The following is a 16,804-nucleotide window of genomic DNA, read 5'->3' on the forward strand; positions in this document are numbered from 1 at the left end:
AAAGATAGGAGAGTGTGAGTTGGGTAACTACACGACGCTGTTGCTGGATGTGGATGGCACACTGCTGGACTTTGAAGAGGCGGAGCGCGTTGCATTGGAGGCGACTTTTCGCCGTCATGGCTATCCGCTGGATCACTCGATCAAAAAGATGTACCATAGTATCAACCGTAAACTTTGGAAGCAATTTGAGCGTGGAGAAATCTCCCGGGAACAAGTCATCTATAGCCGGTTTGTCGATCTGTTCCAAGCGGCCGGTATCGAAGGAGACGGCCGTGCATTTGAGGATGAATACCAGGAAGAATTAGGGCGTGGGGCGTTCTTGATTCCTGGCGCGAAGGAGATTTGCGCCTATTGCGCACAATTCTGTGATCTGTATATTGTGACCAATGGGGTATCACGCACGCAATACAGCCGTCTGCGCGACTCTGGACTGGATCGCTTTATGAAAGGAATTTTTGTCTCTGAGGATGCAGGGTATCAGAAGCCGATGAAGGAATACTTTGATTATGTATTTGCACGCATTCCCGGATTCTCCCCGAAGAAAACGCTGATTGTCGGCGATTCATTGAGCTCTGATATTCAGGGTGGAAACAATGCCGGAATCGATACCTGTTGGTATTGCCCGAAGGGTGGAGAGGTTCCTGCGGGGGTCCGGGTAAATTATACGATCCACCGCCTGGATGCTCTGAAGGATTTGATTGGATGAAGGCCTGCATAAAGCAGGCCTGTTTTTTAGGAATAGCCTCTGAGGTTTCCTTCTGGAAAGATGTTGCAAAAAGGTTGACACAGTTGATTTGCTATGATATTATATTACCACGCTAAAGCGAGGCGCGAAATGCTTTGCTCCAATTTGAATCAGAAACGGTAGGTTTTTATGAAGAAATACAATAAGATCACGCCAGAAGGGACAAAGGATTTGCTCTTTGAAGAATGTCTAGCGCGGCGCTACGTAGAGCAGACATTGTCCCAGGTCTTTTCGTCCCGTGGCTTCAACGAAGTGGTTACGCCGGGGTTGGAGTTTTACGACGTATTTGATCCGGATTTCTCGGGTATTAGCCAGGAGACCATGTATAAGATGAGCGACCGGCATGGCCGTTTGATGGTGATGCGGCCGGATTCTACGATTCCAATCGCACGTCTGACCGCCACTCGATTGCAGAAATTGCCGAAACCAGTGCGCCTGTATTATAATCAAAAAATTTATCGCAGCAATCCGGGCCTGACGGGCCGAAATAACGAGGCAACACAGACCGGTATTGAGCTGTTGGGCGCACCGGGGCGCCGGGCGGATTTGGAAGTGATTGTCACTGCGGTAGAAGCGTTGAGCCGTTGCGTGCCGAATTTCCGCTTAGAGTTGGGACACGCGGGTTTTTTCCGGGCCTTAGCTGCACAGCTGCCTATCAATGATGACTTGCGGGAAGATATCCGCAGTACAATTGAATCCAAGAACTATGCGGCGTTGAATACAATTTTGGATAAATTGGAAAATAGTTGTTCAGTTGATGCGATGCGCCGTTTGCCGCGGTTGTTTGGCGGCGAAGAGGTCTTTGCACAGGCTGCACCACTCTGTAGCGATGACGCGTCTAGTAAGACGCTGGCTTATCTACATGAGTTGTACCGCGCGTTGGTAGACCTAGGCCTCGGCGACCGCATGATTGTAGACTTGGGGCTGGTACAGCGCAATGACTATTATACAGATATTATTTTTAGCGCCTATGTGGAAAATGTAGGCGATGCCGTTCTGTTAGGGGGGCGCTATGACAACCTTTTGGCGCAGTTTGACGCACCGATGCCTGCGGTCGGATTTGGAATCAACGTGGATGTGCTGGCGGAATTGTTGCTCAAGCAGGGCCGGATTCAGGCGCCGCCTCCAGTGGAGATTTTGGTACACAGCGACGAAGGATATGAGATCAAGGCGTTGCAGTATGCATCCCGTTTGGCAGGGGAGGGGCGTAAATGTGAAAGTTCCGTGTTTGAGACGAGGAAAGAAGCGCTCGATTATGCGAAGATGCGTGGGATTCGCCGGGTTGACTGTGTGTGTGACACGGTGGAAACCATCGATATCGTAGAGGAGACAGTATGAAACCATTAAGAATCGCCCTGACCAAGGGCAGGCTTGAAAAAGACACCGTAGCCCTGTTGGAACGCATTGGCTACGACTGTGGTGCAGTACACAATAAGGGACGAAAATTGATTTTGCCAGTGGGAAACAGCTTGGAAGTGGTTCTTGCAAAGGCGGCAGACGTCATTACCTATGTAGAGCACGGCGTATGTGATCTGGGAGTGGTGGGAAAAGACACCATTATGGAAAATGGCACCAGCTTTTATGAGGTGCTGGACCTAGGTTTTGGACGCTGCAAATTTGCATTGGCTGCACCGAAAGGCAGCGATTTTTTCAGCGGTTATACCAGCCGCACCATTGCTACCAAGTACCCCAACGTTGCGCGCAATTACTTTGAAAGCAAAGCGATGGATATTCGTTTCATTAAGATTGAAGGCTCGGTGGAACTGGCGCCTCTTTTAGGGCTGTCCGATGCAATTGTCGACATTGTAGAAACCGGCACAACGCTAAAAGAGAATGGTTTGGAAGTCGTGGACACCATCTGCGATATTTCAGCTCGACTGATTGTGAACACTGCAAGCCTAAAATTGCGCAAGGCGGAAATTGAAGAACTAGTTGCGCAAATGGAACAGGTAAAGGAATATCAGTAAGGAGGACGGAAACGTTGATCCAGTATGTGAAGGAAGGCGGGGCGTTTGGCCGCGCTTTTATCGAACAATTGAAGGAACGCAGCGCAAACTCCGGTAAAAAAGTGGACGATGCTGTTGCAGAAATCATAGCAACTGTACGCCGTGACGGGGATGCAGCTGTGCGCATGTATACAGAACGATTTGACGGAAGCGCGCCAGAAAAACTGGTGATTGAGCAGGCGGATATGCGGGAATTGGTCCGGGCATGCGATCCGGCCTTTGTGGCGGCGTTGGAGCGGGCGGCAGATAATATCCGGGATTTCCATGCACGGCAAAAGCAACAGAGCTGGTTGCAAACGGAGTCCAATGGAGTCATCATGGGCCAACGTGTGCGCGGTCTGGCTCGCGTGGGGTTGTATGTACCCGGTGGAACGGCCGCTTATCCGTCCTCTGTACTCATGAATGCGATTCCCGCCAAAATCGCCGGAGTACGGGAGCTGGTGATGGTAACTCCGCCTGGGAAAGACGGAAAGCCTAACCCAGATATTATGGCTGCCGCCTTAGTTGCCGGCGTGGACCGTGTATTCTTGGTAGGCGGCGCACAGGCAGTTGCTGCTCTGGCATTTGGCACAGAGAGCATTCCGAAGGTGGATAAGATTGTCGGCCCGGGGAATATTTTTGTGGCTACTGCTAAGCGCCAGCTCTATGGGACCGTGGACATCGATATGATCGCCGGTCCAAGCGAAATTTTGATTCTTGCGGACGATACAGCGTATCCAGAGTTCTTGGCAGCTGATCTGATGTCCCAAGCAGAACACGACCCCTTGGCTTCTTCAATTTTGCTCACGACTTCGGAGCGCATCGCGGAGGAGACGATTGCGGCTATTTACCGTCAAATAGAGCGCCTATCCCGAAAGGAGATCATTCAGCAATCTCTTGACAACTTTGGGGCGGTGATGTTGTGTGGCGATATGGAGGAAGCAGTTGCATTTGCAAATGAACTGGCGCCAGAGCATTTGGAGGTTTGTGCCGCCAATCCGATGGAATTCATTGGGAAGATTGATAACGCGGGATCGGTATTCCTTGGAAACTGGTCGCCGGAACCGCTGGGCGACTACTTTGCCGGACCCAACCATGTACTTCCCACCAGTGGGACAGCGCGATTTTTCTCGCCGCTTTCCGTGGACAGCTTTGTCAAGAAATCCAGTTTTATCTATTATACAGAGGATGCTTTGATGCAGGCCAAAGAGGATGTTATCAAGTTGGCTGAGACAGAAGGCCTGACCGCGCATGCCAATTCCATCCGTGTGCGCAGTAATCGCGTGTCGTCTGATTGATGTGCGTGAATAAGAACGGAGGGACGACAATGCCGTATATGCTCAACAACAAATTAAAGGATCTGCAACCGTATGATCCGATTGCAGGGAATTATTCCATCCGTCTGGATGCCAATGAATCCTTTTTAGAGTTGCCTATGGAACTTTTGGAAAAAGCGCAGTACTCCATGGCAGATGTAGCGTTCAATCGGTATCCCGACCCATATGCCACCGAACTTTGTGAGAGCTTTGGGGCTTACTATGGCGTGGACCCAGCACTTGTGACAGCGGGCAATGGTTCAGACGAATGGTTGTTTATCATTGCTACATCATTCCTGATGCGGGGGGACAAACTCTTGACCGTGGAGCCGGATTTCTCCATGTATCGCTTTTATGGTTCCTTGGCAGAGGCGGAAAGCGTTGTTTATAAGAAAAAAGAGGATTTGTCCATCGATGTAGATGATTTGATCGTCCAAGTTCGTGAAAGCGGCGCGAAAGTCGTTTTGTTTTCCAATCCTTGCAATCCGACTTCCCTGGGATTGCGCCGGGAAGAGGTGCGAAAGCTGATCACCTCCGTTTCTGCGCTCGTCGTATTGGATGAAGCGTACATGGACTTTTGGGATCAATCCCTTTTGGGGGAAGTCGCACAGTATGACAATTTGATCATCCTGCGGACATGTTCCAAGGCGTTTGGTATGGCGGCGATCCGCCTTGGATTTGCTGTTGCAAATCCGACGCTGACGCGGACATTACGTGCAGTGAAGTCGCCCTACAATGTGAATGCCATTACGCAAAAAATGGGCGCTTTGGTTATGCGCTCTCCGGAATTGCTCCACCGTGCACTGGATGAGATCATCCTGTCTCGTAAGGCATTACAAGCTGGCTTAAAAGATCTGGAAACGAGGTATCCTGAGCAGATGTACGTCTATGACAGCTGCACCAATTTTGTGTTGGTGAGGATGCCGCGGGCGAAAGAAATCTTCGAAGGACTTCTATCGAAGGGAATTGCCGTGCGTTTTATGGGCGATACGCTCAGAATTACTGCGGGCAGCGAAGAAGAAAATGCGCAATTGTTAAAAAATTTAGAATCTCTTGTTTCATCCTCCACAAATCCATAAAAATGGTGTAAAATAAATTGGATTCAAAAAGCGAGGTACAGCTATGAGAACCGCACAGGAAACTCGAAAGACAAAAGAAACGGATGTTGCAGTATCGCTTTCACTGGATGGCGGCGCTGTGGACATTTCGACCGGAATCGGTTTCTTCGATCATATGTTGAGTGCTTTTGCCGTACATGGCGGGTTTGGACTACAGGTCAAAACCATAGGAGATCTGTACGTGGATGGGCATCACACCGTGGAGGACACTGGAATCGTCTTGGGAAAGGCGTTTGCACAGGCCTTTGGAGATCGATCCGGTATTGCACGTTTTGGTAGCTTTTATGTGCCGATGGATGAGGCGTTGGCCTTTGCAGCGGTCGATGTCAGCGGAAGGCCGTTTCTGGCTTTTCGGGCAAACTTTTCGCAGGAGCGTACAGGGGAATATGATTTGTGCCTGACAGAAGAATTCATGCGTGCGTTTGCTACCAATGCTGGTATAACCCTGCATGTCCGTTTGGAGTATGGCGCCAATGCGCACCACGAAGTGGAGGCTATCTTTAAGGCGGTCGCACATGCTCTCCGGCTTGCATCCACCCAAACCGAGGAAGGAGTTCTTTCCACCAAAGGTTCCCTGTGACGTTCGGTCTGTAACTCCTTTTTGTAACGGAATCTTATGGAAATACGGAATAGGAGGTAGGCAAGAAGTATGGTTATTCTGCCTGCAATTGACATCAAAGATGGTAAATGTGTTCGCTTGGTACAGGGGAAGTACGACTCCGCTTATACCGTTGCGGAGAGTGCAGCGGATACGGCCAAAGCCTTTGAAGCGATGGGTGCGACGTGGCTCCACATGGTGGATTTGGACGGTGCAAAAGATGCTGTTCCAGTCAATACGGACCTGATCTTTGAAGTATTGAAGCAGTGCAACTTGAAGGTTGAGTTGGGCGGCGGAATCCGTAACATGGAGACAATTGATTATTATATGCAGCATGGAATCTCCCGTGTCATTTTAGGTTCTGCTGCATTGAACAATCCTGCACTTGTCAAGGAAGCTGTTTCGAAATATGGGGATAAAATTGCCGTCGGAATTGACGCGATCGACGGAAATGTTGCAGCGGAAGGCTGGACGCAGACCTCCACAGTGAATTATATTGATTTGGCGAAGCACATGGAAGATGTCGGAGTAAAGTATATTATTTTCACCGATATTTCTCGTGATGGAATGATGGATGGCCCCAATTTTACAATGCTGGACAAGCTCAACCGGTCGGTTTCCTGTAAGGTGATTGCCAGCGGTGGGGTCAGTAGTTTGACGGATATTGTGGTACTCACGGCATTGAAGCTGCACGGTGCGATTTGTGGCCGTGCATTGTATACCCGTGACCTCAGTCTACGCCAGGCGGTTGACCTTTGTAAAGGAGTCAAGGAGGCATGACGGAAGCGATGAATCGAATCGATGATGCCTTTATCGAGCGCTTCTTCCAGAAAGCAGACCTTCTGCCTGCCATTGTACAGGAAGCCGGTACAAATGAAGTGCTGATGCTCGCCTATATGAACCGGGAATCCATGAAAAAAACCCTTGAGACAGGATATACCTGGTTTTACAGCCGTTCCAGACAAGAGCTTTGGAATAAAGGGGCAACTTCCGGCCATTTACAGAAGGTAATCTGTATTCATGGGGATTGCGACGATGATACGTTGTTGGTACAGGTAGAACAGACAGGGCCAGCTTGCCACACTGGCGCGCATAGTTGTTTTTTTCATAAGATTTGGCAGAGAGAAGCACCAATCTGAAGATATGTAGAAGGGATGAGTGGTTATGAACGACACCTTCAAAAACTTATATGAAACTGTTTTGAGCCGAAGGGATAGTCATACGGAGGGGTCTTATACCTGTTATCTTTTTGAGCAGGGTTTGGATAAAATCCTGAAGAAATGCGGAGAAGAGTGCAGCGAGGTTATCATCGCGGCGAAAAACGGCGAGAATCGCGAAACTGTGATGGAGATCTCAGATCTGCTCTATCACTTGACTGTTTTGATGGTACAATCCGGCATTTCCATGGAGGAAGTGGAGGCCGAATTGGACAAGCGCAGCAACAAGACCGGTAATTTGAAGAAATTCCATACAGTGGATAAAAATAGTTAAAGGTAAAAAGCCAAAAAAAGAGTCCAGCAGAACATTTCCTGCTGGACTCTTTTTGTACCTCGAAAATCCCCGGCAGAACCGGTGGAAAAGCCTTGTAAAAAGGCTTTCGCTTCAAGCATCAGGCAAAGTGAGTCGTTAACGACAATCTTTGTTGACAGAAAGTTACCGCGAGAACGGTGATGCCCGTTTACGGGCTATGGGGCAAGTGATGCAAGCGGGAGAATGTAGCTCCATGCCTTTTGAGACGCTTGCCGGTAATAGGTGCTGATAGGACCCTTTTAAACCACCGGACTAGCCGATGGTTATGACTACGAATCCCTTTGATACGTTGCAGATAGATCCAATAAAATGATTTTAGACGCATAGGAATGGCAATCGTAGGAAACCATCTACGGCCGCTACAGTTATATACATAATATACTTGCGCCCAAAATGAAAAGTAGGATTCCTAAGATAAACGAACAGATCCATCGAACAGCCTCATGCTGGAAAACTCGTATACCTTTTTGAGCCAAGTTCTGTAGGATTACATAAATTACAGCGATTAGAACCATGCCAATTGCAGCTCCAATCGCTCTGGCCAGAACGATTTGCAACATTTTTGTGCCCACCCCTGGAATTAAAAAGCAGTTGAACGCCTTGAATCATATGCCAGAGTTTGAGTGACATGATACCGGAATATAGCCTGCCTTTTGGTGATCCAATTTCTATGATTACATCTATGTTGGATTTGTAAATGTGCATTCCTCGGAATCAGGATACCTTTAGCAGATAATCCCACGAGGGGATCGTCTTGCATCCGAAACGAAGAGAAGCAATATGGCCTTTTAACGGCGATCGTATGCTATATCGATGGAATGAAAGTCCAGCATGCGCCTATGAATGCGGCGAAGTCGGTCGGATTCCTGCGCTAGACACTCGGCTTCCAGATCATTGAGCGATTTTATGTGGAGCCCGGACTCGCGCTGCTTGGCGGAAGAAAGAATACGGACTTCCTCGTACGGGATTCCAGAGAGATATTGCGTGATCTCGTATTTGAGACTCTCAAAACGGAAGGTGACCACAGCTTCCGTGATGCGAAAATTCTCTGCCAATTCCCCTTTAAAGCGTAGATAGTCTTTCCATGTATGTAGTGCTGGATACCGTTCCCGAACAAGGGGGAGGAGAACACGTGCGGGGAGAAGAAGTTCGGCGGCCCCTTCATTCGCCTGCCACTCCAAAAAACGGTCCTGATTGGGGCGCGCTTTTTCAAAGCAGTTGAACGACTTAGCCGGGCCATCGCGATGGAGCGTGACATGAATCAATTCATGGCCACAGGTAAAATTATTTTCACGCCAGGATAGATTTCCATTGAGAAGGATAATGTCCGGACCGCCGTCGGTGGAGAGACAGGAAACTCCCTTAAGGCCGGGGGTTTTGAAAGGAGGAAATCCCAGGGCAAGGTTCGGGAGTGCTTCACATAGCGAGATCATGTCCAATGGTTGATCCGACTCCGGAATGTTTAGGCGTTTGCGCAATGCACAGATCGCCCGATAGAGCTCCGCTTTTGTGCAGTGCCGGTTCATTTCTGTGCGTGTCTCCTTTTTAGCTTCTTGATCATGTCAATGGCCAAACGGATGTCATCCGGGTCAATATCATTTTCTTGCGCTTCGCGTGCGAAATTAAAGTACACATTGCTGAGTTTCCCTTCTTGGGGAGGGACCTCCCAACCGATCAGGTAATCCGGTGTGACTTGAAGGACTTCTGCCAATCGGGCAACTTTATCTGCACTCAGGCTTGCAATTTCGCCGCGTTCCCAACGGGAAACGGTGGCGGCACTGACACCTACCGCTTGGGCGACTTTTTCCAGAGTAAGTCCTTGATGGATTCTCCGGTTCTTAGCGCGATCCTTCCACTCCATGCAATCCCCTCCTTATGAACGAAATTTGCAGATGAGCATTTTGCCACGATCGTGGAAAAACGTACATTTGTTTTTTATTATGGCACAGCTTTTGCTTTTTTGCAATCATTATTCTGATTTTTTGGAGGTTTTGTATTGCTTTCTTTGCCAATTTATGTAATAATATAAAACGTTGGATAAAAGGGAGGATACATATTCTCTTTCGAAGTGGAGTTTTTTGAGAGTTTGTTCGGAAAGACTTGACAGAGCTGAAAAGTGTATGTATAATAACTTTTATGTAATTGAGTTACTATTAACCCCTGCCTTTCGGCGGATGGGAGGGAAAATAAATGGCTGAAATCAGAATTAAGGACAATGAGTCCCTGGAAAGCGCGCTCAGAAGATTCAAGAAGCAGTGTGCAAGAGCGGGTGTCATTGCTGAAGTTCGCAAGAGAGAAGCTTATGAGAAGCCTTCTGTCAGGCGGAAGAAGAAGTCCGAAGCGGCCCGTAAGCGTAAGTACAGATAACGTTTACAGGAATGAATTTCACAAAAAGCGGGCTTAAAGCCCGCTTTTTTAACGTTTTAAGAAAGCGTCCGCCAGACGCTTTCGATCCAATACGGGAGGTGCCCGATGGCGTTGCTTTTGCCCACAATAGCAGTAGAGAATTTGCTGGATGTCACACCGGCTATGCTGACCGCATTGGAGGTGGACACCATCCTTCTGGATGTGGACAATACGTTGGCTTATCACGGTTCTCAGGAGCCTTTTCCGGGAACGGTTGAGTGGTCGCATGAGATGCGCCGCCAGGGATTTCGCGTGATGATTCTATCAAACAATTTTGCGAAACGGGTGGCCCCGTTTGCAGCGAAGTATGATCTGCCGTTCTTATCCTTTTCGATCAAGCCATTTCCGATTGCGTATCTTCGCGCAATTCGCAAACTAGGGGCTAAAAGGGAAAAGACGGTTGTGATCGGTGACCAGGTGTTTACGGATGTGGTGGGGGCCAATCTCTCACGAATGAAATCGGTTTTACTCACCCCACGTGGAGCAGAAAAGGGCTTTTCTATCCGTATTCGCCGTGCATTGGAGAAGCCGGTCCGCAGGCGGCTTGCCCAGCGACAGGGGAAAAAGGGGGGAGACGTATGAAACGAGTTTTGGTGATTCTAGGTCCGAACCTCAATATGGTAGGCGTCCGAGAAAAGGGCGTCTATGGCGATGAGACAGCAGAAAGTATCAATCTACAGATTTTGGAACATGCAAAAAAGCTGGGATATACGTGCGACATCTTTCAGTCCAACCACGAAGGTGACATCATTGATAAAATTCATGCCAGTCGGGGAAACTACGATGGAGTGGTGCTGAATGCTGGCGCGTTGACCCACTACAGTTATGCGTTGCACGACGCGATTTCCTGTGTGCGCATTCCGTTTGTGGAAACACATATGTCCAATATCCATGCACGGGAAGAATTTCGGCATAAATCTGTTATTGCGGATGTATGCGCAGGTCAGATTTGCGGTTTTGGCAAATACAGCTATTTTTTGGCATTGGATGCCCTCAAGAATCTGATGTGAGATTCGCGTATTGTGAAAAATTTGTCTTGAAAAATGGCAGGAAATATTATACACTAAAGGATAGTAAATTAGTTATTGGAGGATACGGTCATGATATCTGCAGGAGATTTTAGAAATGGCGTGACTTTTGAAATGGATGGCAACGTTGTTTCCATCATCGAGTTTCAGCACGTGAAACCCGGCAAAGGCGCTGCTTTCGTCCGCACCAAAATTCGTAACGTCATTACAGGCGCCGTTACAGAAAAGACGTTCAACCCGAACGACAAATATCCAACCGCTTTCGTAGAGCGCAAGGACATGCAGTATCTGTACAATGATGGGGACCTGTATTATTTTATGGATTCTGAGACCTTTGAGCAGATTCCGATCAACAAGAGCGTTTTGGGCGACAACTTTAAGTTTGTCAAAGAGAACATGGATTGCAAGGTTCTCTCCTATAAGGGGAATGTGTTTGGTGTAGAACCGCCGAACTTTGTCGAACTCGAAGTGGTCAAGACAGATCCGGGCTTTAAGGGCGACACCGCAACCAATGCTACCAAGCCGGCTACCTTGGAGACAGGCGCGGAAATCAAAGTCCCGCTTTTCATCAATGAGGGAGAGACAATCCGTATTGATACCCGTACAGGTGAATATATGGAGCGCGCATAACGCACAATACATTGGGATTCTTTTGAAGGAAGTGTCGTTTTCGATGCTTCCTTGCCTACGTTTTTGCTTTTGGCCGCTTAAAGCGGTGGGAAGAATTGATTTGAATGAAATTAAAGGAGGCACAAGTCATGACGAACACTGAGAAAGTTGCGTACATCCGTGGTTTGGCAGAGGGCCTAGAGCTCGACGACAACAAGAAAGAGGTCAAGGTTCTGAACGCGATCATCGAATTACTGGACGATATGGCAATGTCCCTGTCCGACCTGGAGGACGGCTATAATGATATGGCCGATCAGCTCGATGCGGTTGACGAGGACTTGGGCTCGCTGGAAGATGACTTTTATGGAGACGAAGAGGACGATGAGGATGAGGACGAGTGCTATTATGAAGTGACTTGCCCGAATTGTCATGAGACGATCTGCCTCTCCGAGGACATTATTGAGGATGGTCAGATGGACTGCCCGAATTGTGGCGAGACGCTGGAGTTCGACATCGATGAGTGCGATGAGGACAGTTGCGGCTGTGGCTGCGAAAGTTGCAGTGAATAATTTTTAGAGCTTCGGACGAGAGGGCACCGTATCTGCTTGGGCGGATACGGTGCTTTTTCCAATATCATCTTTCTTGCAAAGCTTTTGCAAAAAAATAAAAGAGTTTTTATGAAGCAAAAGGAGGAATTTGCCATGAATTTCATGAAACGTTTGACAGCGATGGCGCTTTCATTGTGTATGTTGGGGGCGGTTTTGACTGGATGTGGCTCACAGCCGGAGGAGGCCAGCAGTCAAGCGCCGGAGAGTGTGCCAGCGTCTTCATCGGAGGGCTCAGAAGATCCTTCCAGTTCTCCGAAAGAAACGATCACAATCAAAATTGCCGCGCAAAAGGGACCGACCGGACTTGGTATGGTTAAGTTGATGCAGGACAGCGAAGAAGGTTCCACAGTAAATACTTATGACGTGACGATTGCCTCTTCCCCGGATGCGGCGGTTTCTATGATTTCCAGTGGAGAAGCGGATGTTGCGGCACTGCCCACCAATACAGCTGCCATTCTTTACAATAAGACGTCTGGGAATGTTCAGCTTGCTGCTCTCAATACATTGGGCGTACTCTATATTGTGACAAATGGAGAAGACATCAGCAGCATAGAGGATCTAAAAGGAAAGACGGTTTATTCTTCGGGTCAGGGTGCCACTCCGGAATATGCTTTTAACTATATTCTGACTGAGAATGGTTTGACACCCGGGACAGATGTAACCGTAGAATATAAGGCAGATCACAGTGAATTGGCAGCAAGCATCCTGTCCGGTGATGCAAAGATCGCAGTGTTGCCAGAGCCCTTTGTCACACAGGTGACGGCAAAAGATCCGAATGTCCAAGTCGCTTTAAATCTCACCGATGAATGGAATAAAGTTGCAGGGGACAAGAGCGTGTTGACCATGGGATGTCTGGTAGTGCGTAAGGACTTTGCGGAACAGAATAAGGAGGCCTTTGACGCCTTCCTGGATGAATATAAAGAATCGGTTGATTTTACAAATAATCACGTCGATGAGGCGGCAGAACTTTCCGAAAAATATGACATCATGCCAGCAGCAGTTGCAGAAAAGGCCATTCCAAACTGCAATATTGTTTACATGGATGGAGAGGAAATGCAGAAAAAAATGCCAGACTTCCTGAATATTCTGTTCACAGCCAATCCAAAGTCCGTTGGAGGAGAGTTGCCGGGTGAAGATTTCTACTATATCAAATAAGGCGGCCTCATCCCAGAGCCGTATAGCAATATGCATGCGGAAAGTGTTGGTAGCTTTATTTTGGTTGATTCTCTGGCAGATTTTATATTTGGTTGTCAAACAGGAGATACTGATTGTATCTCCTGTTCGCGCATCACAGCGGCTTTTGGAGTTGGCAGGGGAAGGGGAGTTTTGGCTCACAGCGATGTATTCCATGCTGCGAATTGTTTCCGGATTTCTATTGGGCGTAGGAATTGGAACTCTTTTGGCAGCCTTGACGTCAATGTCGCGCTTCCTGTACGACCTTTTCCATCCGATTGTCAGTATTATAAAAGCAACCCCAGTGGCTTCTTTTATATTGCTTGCTTTGGTTTGGATTGAATCCCCTTACGTGCCGGTCTTTACATCTTTTCTGATGGTATTGCCCGTTGTATGGGGGAATGTATCCAATGGAATTGCAAAAACCGATCGGAATCTTTTGCAGATGGCAGCGGTCTACCGTTTTCATACAATGAAAACCATCCGTCGAATCTATCTGCCGTCCGTCATGCCTTATTTTACGGCTGCCTGTACGACCGGCATGGGGCTGTCTTGGAAGGCGGGCGTTGCCGCAGAGGTCTTGGCCAACACGAAACACTCCATCGGCGGCAATATCTATAATGCAAAGATCTATATTGAAACGGCCGACCTCTTCGCATGGACTGCAGTTGTCATCGTCATTAGCGTTGTACTGGAAAAGTTGATGGTGAAGCTGATGAAAGCCGTTGGAAAAAAATACAATCTTTCGTGAGGAACCTACATGAATGTTACCATACAAAATGCCTGTAAGGCGTATGAAGGGCGGGCAATATTGGATCAATTTGATTTAGAATTCCCTCAAAAGGGTACGATTTGCCTATTAGGTCCTTCGGGTTGCGGAAAAACAACTCTGCTAAATTGTATTGCAGGTTTGGAGATGTTGGATTCTGGCGCTGTTTTGGGGATAGAGGATCGCAAAATCGCATACATGTTCCAAGAAGACCGTTTATTACCTTGGATTAGCGCACGTGAAAATGTGGAAGTTGTATTAAACCATCCACATATAAAAACAGCCGAACGATGGTTAGAAGCCGTTGGATTGAAGGATGATATGGAAAAGCGTCCAGCGGAATTGAGCGGTGGGATGCGTCAACGTGTGGCGCTTGCCCGAGCGTTGGCATTTGGTGGGGAGATCTTTCTATTGGACGAGCCGTTCCGAGCTTTGGATCATAAGACGCGCCTGCGGATGCAGACTCTGCTTCAAAAGCACACACAGGAGGCCCTCAAAATTCTGGTGACACACGATTTGGAGGAGGCACGTTCTTTGGCAGATCAGATTCTCTATTTGGAAGGACCACCCTTGCGTGTCGTACATTCGGAAATACAAGGGGCTCAACGCAAGAATGCCTGATATTGGCTCCATTTTTGTAGCGATTTGGAAGAAGATGTTCCTTTTATGGGAAATCTATGCTATAATCGAAAACAGACCCTTTTGTAAAAGGATGCCAAAGACCGCGTCCTGGTAGTTGCCAGGTCGATAAGGATGCGGCGCTTCAGCGCTGTGGATCATGATACTGTGGGGGAATGGTAATGAGACAAAAGAGGGCGAATATATGGTCGGCCCTGCCGCAGGTGTTTTTTGACATTGTTTGGGTGTATTTCAGCTATTGGATTGCTTTAATGCTCCGGTTCGATGGGAAAGTGCCCTGGTGGGAATTTGAGTATTTTCAAATTCAAATTCCGTGGGCGACCGGTATCTGTCTGATTGTGTTTTTTCTGTGTCGATTCTATACAACGATGTGGCAATTTGCCAGCCTTGATGAATTGATTCAGATTTTTTTTGGAGTATCCATCTCGAGCGTTTTAATTGCTGCGATGGGGTTCACCATGGCAGATCCTGTGTTTCATACAAATCGTTTGCCGATTCCCGTATATTTGATGGGGTGGGCATTGATGTTCCTGTTTGTCGGCGGTTCTCGGTTTGCCATTCGATTGTGGCACCGGCGGAAGCGCCGCCTGTCCCAGCAGGATAGCGAAGAGTTCCATCGGGTTATGGTGGTTGGGGCCGGTGAGATGGGGTCTATGGTCATAAAGGATATGAAATCCGCCCCAGAGAGCAAGGGAATTCCAGTTGTAGCAATCGACGATGATAAAAGCAAGCGAGGGACCCGCATCCACGGCGTAAAAGTGGTGGGTGGCCGGGAAAGCATTCCGCGGATGGCTGGCCGTTATAACGTCGATCAAATCGTTCTGGCCATTGCCTCGGCCAAGCGGGAAGACCGTCAGGATATTTTGAGCATCTGTGCGAAAACCGGGTGCAAATTAAAAACGATTCCTGCGCTGTATGAGATGATCGAGGGGGATATGGAGCATCCCGCAGTGCGCGATGTAGATATTTTAGACTTGCTGGGGCGCGATGAGGTCAACCTCAATGTGGAGGAAATCAGCGGTTATTTGAAGAATAAAACGGTATTGGTTACAGGAGGCGGCGGATCGATTGGTTCGGAATTGTGCCGTCAGATTGCACACTTCCATCCCAAGCGCCTGATTATATTTGATATTTATGAAAATAATGCCTACGATCTTCAGAACGAACTCTTAATGAAATTTCCAAATTTGAATTTGGAGGTTTTGATCGGTTCTGTACGTGACCGGGCACGTGTTGAGCATATATTTGAAGTATGCCGGCCCGATGTGGTTTTCCATGCTGCTGCGCACAAGCATGTCCCGTTGATGGAACTGAGCCCAGGCGAGGCGGTCAAAAACAATGTCTTTGGTACGCTCAATGTTGCTCAGGCTTGCGATCAATACGGAGTGAAACGGATGGTCATGATCTCGACGGACAAGGCAGTCAATCCTACCAATATCATGGGAGCGACCAAACGTATCTGTGAACTGATTATTCAATATTGCAGCCGCCACAGCCAGAATACAGACTATATGGCCGTGCGATTTGGCAATGTTTTGGGAAGCAACGGCAGCGTTATTCCGCTGTTTAAGCGGCAAATTGCAGCCGGTGGGCCAGTAACCGTTACACATCCTGACATTATTCGCTATTTTATGACCATCCCGGAAGCGGCGCGGCTGGTCATTCAGGCCGGCGGAATGGCACACGGCGGAGAAATATTCATTCTCGATATGGGAGAGCCAGTCAAGATCGTGGATTTGGCCCGCAACCTGATTCGTTTGTCAGGATTGGAGCCGGATGTGGATATTAAGATTGCGTATACCGGTTTGCGTCCGGGAGAAAAGCTCTATGAGGAGCTTTTGCTGGACAGCGAGGGCGGTTGTCAAAAGACTTCGCATGAATTGATCTACATTGGCAAGCCGATCCCATTTGACGAGGATACCTTCTTAAATGATCTGGAACAATTGCGTGGCGTAGCCGGGGTGGACAATGTAAAAATGATTGAGATTGTACACCGGTTGGTGCCAACTTATACAGGTCATGCAGAGCGCAGCGATGCCTTAGCTGCTGAATAAACATTTTTGTAACAAAACTGAAAGATTTTGGATGCCTCCCTTGTATTGTGTATGTATAGGGGAGGCATTTTTACGGTTATTTCCAGTCGCTGCCGAGTGAATTTTTTCTTGAATTCCCACGCATCATCGCATATAATAGACTTCATGGAACAGAATTCTAAAGTTTATGACTAAAATTTGTTCGGATTCAGAGCTTTTACATAGGAAATCAAGACAAATGTTTCCT

Annotated in this window: 20 protein-coding genes; 18 read left to right on the forward strand and 2 right to left on the reverse strand. The window is 48.0% G+C overall.

Features of this window, described 5'->3' with window-relative positions; translation table 11 throughout:
• Positions 1-19: 19 nt before the first annotated feature.
• The 9 genes from B9Y59_RS05050 to hisE all read left to right on the forward strand — a co-directional run bounded on the left by B9Y59_RS05050 (position 20) and on the right by hisE (position 7,253).
• Positions 20-706, forward strand: a complete 687-nt coding sequence (locus tag B9Y59_RS05050; protein ID WP_085532162.1) for a YjjG family noncanonical pyrimidine nucleotidase — start codon at positions 20-22, stop codon at positions 704-706.
• A gap of 168 nt (positions 707-874) precedes the next feature.
• Entirely contained in the window at positions 875-2,083 is a 1,209-nt protein-coding gene (hisZ, locus tag B9Y59_RS05055; protein ID WP_085532164.1) for an ATP phosphoribosyltransferase regulatory subunit, read from the forward strand.
• Positions 2,080-2,712 (forward strand): ATP phosphoribosyltransferase, encoded by a 633-nt coding sequence (hisG, locus tag B9Y59_RS05060; RefSeq protein ID WP_085532166.1) that lies wholly within the window; start codon positions 2,080-2,082, stop codon positions 2,710-2,712. The genes hisZ and hisG overlap by 4 nt, the downstream gene beginning before the upstream one ends.
• A gap of 14 nt (positions 2,713-2,726) precedes the next feature.
• The gene (gene hisD, locus B9Y59_RS05065; RefSeq protein WP_085532168.1) at positions 2,727-4,028 is read left to right on the forward strand and encodes a histidinol dehydrogenase; all 1,302 of its coding nucleotides are present in this window, start codon (positions 2,727-2,729) and stop codon (positions 4,026-4,028) included.
• A 29-nt stretch (positions 4,029-4,057) separates the two neighbouring features.
• The gene (locus B9Y59_RS05070; RefSeq protein WP_085532170.1) at positions 4,058-5,125 is read left to right on the forward strand and encodes a pyridoxal phosphate-dependent aminotransferase; all 1,068 of its coding nucleotides are present in this window, start codon (positions 4,058-4,060) and stop codon (positions 5,123-5,125) included.
• 43 nt (positions 5,126-5,168) lie between these two features.
• Complete coding sequence (gene hisB, locus B9Y59_RS05075; protein WP_085532172.1) at positions 5,169-5,744, forward strand: imidazoleglycerol-phosphate dehydratase HisB; 576 nt, start codon at positions 5,169-5,171, stop codon at positions 5,742-5,744.
• Positions 5,745-5,813: 69 nt separating this feature from the next.
• Complete coding sequence (hisA, locus tag B9Y59_RS05080) at positions 5,814-6,542, forward strand: 1-(5-phosphoribosyl)-5-[(5-phosphoribosylamino)methylideneamino]imidazole-4-carboxamide isomerase (RefSeq protein WP_085532174.1); 729 nt, start codon at positions 5,814-5,816, stop codon at positions 6,540-6,542.
• A complete protein-coding gene (hisI, locus tag B9Y59_RS05085; RefSeq protein WP_085532176.1) occupies positions 6,539-6,901 on the forward strand; it encodes a phosphoribosyl-AMP cyclohydrolase in 363 nt (120 codons plus the stop codon). The genes hisA and hisI overlap by 4 nt, the downstream gene beginning before the upstream one ends.
• A gap of 25 nt (positions 6,902-6,926) precedes the next feature.
• A complete protein-coding gene (hisE, locus tag B9Y59_RS05090) occupies positions 6,927-7,253 on the forward strand; it encodes a phosphoribosyl-ATP diphosphatase (protein ID WP_054324070.1) in 327 nt (108 codons plus the stop codon).
• A gap of 827 nt (positions 7,254-8,080) precedes the next feature.
• Here the strand turns inward: hisE and B9Y59_RS05100 are convergent.
• Positions 8,081-8,818 carry an ImmA/IrrE family metallo-endopeptidase gene (locus tag B9Y59_RS05100; RefSeq protein WP_085532178.1) on the reverse strand — a complete coding sequence of 246 codons (738 nt, stop codon included), beginning with the start codon at positions 8,816-8,818 and terminating at the stop codon, positions 8,081-8,083.
• On the reverse strand, positions 8,815-9,153 hold the full coding sequence (locus B9Y59_RS05105) for a helix-turn-helix domain-containing protein (protein ID WP_054324067.1): 339 nt from the start codon (positions 9,151-9,153) through the stop codon (positions 8,815-8,817). The genes B9Y59_RS05100 and B9Y59_RS05105 overlap by 4 nt, the downstream gene beginning before the upstream one ends.
• 329 nt (positions 9,154-9,482) lie before the next feature.
• Between B9Y59_RS05105 and rpsU the strand changes: the two genes are divergently transcribed.
• The 9 genes from rpsU (at position 9,483) to B9Y59_RS05150 (ending at position 16,578) form a co-directional block, all read left to right on the forward strand.
• Complete coding sequence (gene rpsU / locus B9Y59_RS05110) at positions 9,483-9,659, forward strand: 30S ribosomal protein S21 (protein WP_054324066.1); 177 nt, start codon at positions 9,483-9,485, stop codon at positions 9,657-9,659.
• A 105-nt stretch (positions 9,660-9,764) separates the two neighbouring features.
• Positions 9,765-10,280, forward strand: coding sequence for a YqeG family HAD IIIA-type phosphatase (locus B9Y59_RS05115; RefSeq protein ID WP_054324065.1), 516 nt, complete (start codon positions 9,765-9,767; stop codon positions 10,278-10,280).
• Positions 10,277-10,708: a type II 3-dehydroquinate dehydratase gene (gene aroQ / locus B9Y59_RS05120; protein WP_054324064.1), complete on the forward strand. Its 432-nt coding sequence runs from the start codon at positions 10,277-10,279 to the stop codon at positions 10,706-10,708. The genes B9Y59_RS05115 and aroQ overlap by 4 nt, the downstream gene beginning before the upstream one ends.
• Before the next feature lie 90 nt (positions 10,709-10,798).
• Complete coding sequence (gene efp, locus B9Y59_RS05125; RefSeq protein ID WP_085532180.1) at positions 10,799-11,356, forward strand: elongation factor P; 558 nt, start codon at positions 10,799-10,801, stop codon at positions 11,354-11,356.
• 128 nt (positions 11,357-11,484) lie between these two features.
• Entirely contained in the window at positions 11,485-11,904 is a 420-nt protein-coding gene (locus tag B9Y59_RS05130; RefSeq protein WP_054324063.1) for a CD1247 N-terminal domain-containing protein, read from the forward strand.
• A gap of 132 nt (positions 11,905-12,036) precedes the next feature.
• On the forward strand, positions 12,037-13,098 hold the full coding sequence (locus B9Y59_RS05135) for an ABC transporter substrate-binding protein (protein WP_242967252.1): 1,062 nt from the start codon (positions 12,037-12,039) through the stop codon (positions 13,096-13,098).
• A 43-nt stretch (positions 13,099-13,141) separates the two neighbouring features.
• The gene (locus B9Y59_RS05140; protein ID WP_242967346.1) at positions 13,142-13,867 is read left to right on the forward strand and encodes an ABC transporter permease; all 726 of its coding nucleotides are present in this window, start codon (positions 13,142-13,144) and stop codon (positions 13,865-13,867) included.
• A 9-nt stretch (positions 13,868-13,876) separates the two neighbouring features.
• A complete protein-coding gene (locus tag B9Y59_RS05145) occupies positions 13,877-14,506 on the forward strand; it encodes an ABC transporter ATP-binding protein (protein ID WP_085532182.1) in 630 nt (209 codons plus the stop codon).
• Positions 14,507-14,685: 179 nt separating this feature from the next.
• Complete coding sequence (locus B9Y59_RS05150) at positions 14,686-16,578, forward strand: nucleoside-diphosphate sugar epimerase/dehydratase (RefSeq protein ID WP_054324060.1); 1,893 nt, start codon at positions 14,686-14,688, stop codon at positions 16,576-16,578.
• Positions 16,579-16,804 lie beyond the last annotated feature (226 nt).

The sequence above is a fragment of the Anaeromassilibacillus sp. Marseille-P3371 genome (assembly GCF_900169665.1).
In the GTDB taxonomy this organism is placed as follows: Bacteria; Bacillota; Clostridia; order Oscillospirales; family Acutalibacteraceae; genus Anaeromassilibacillus.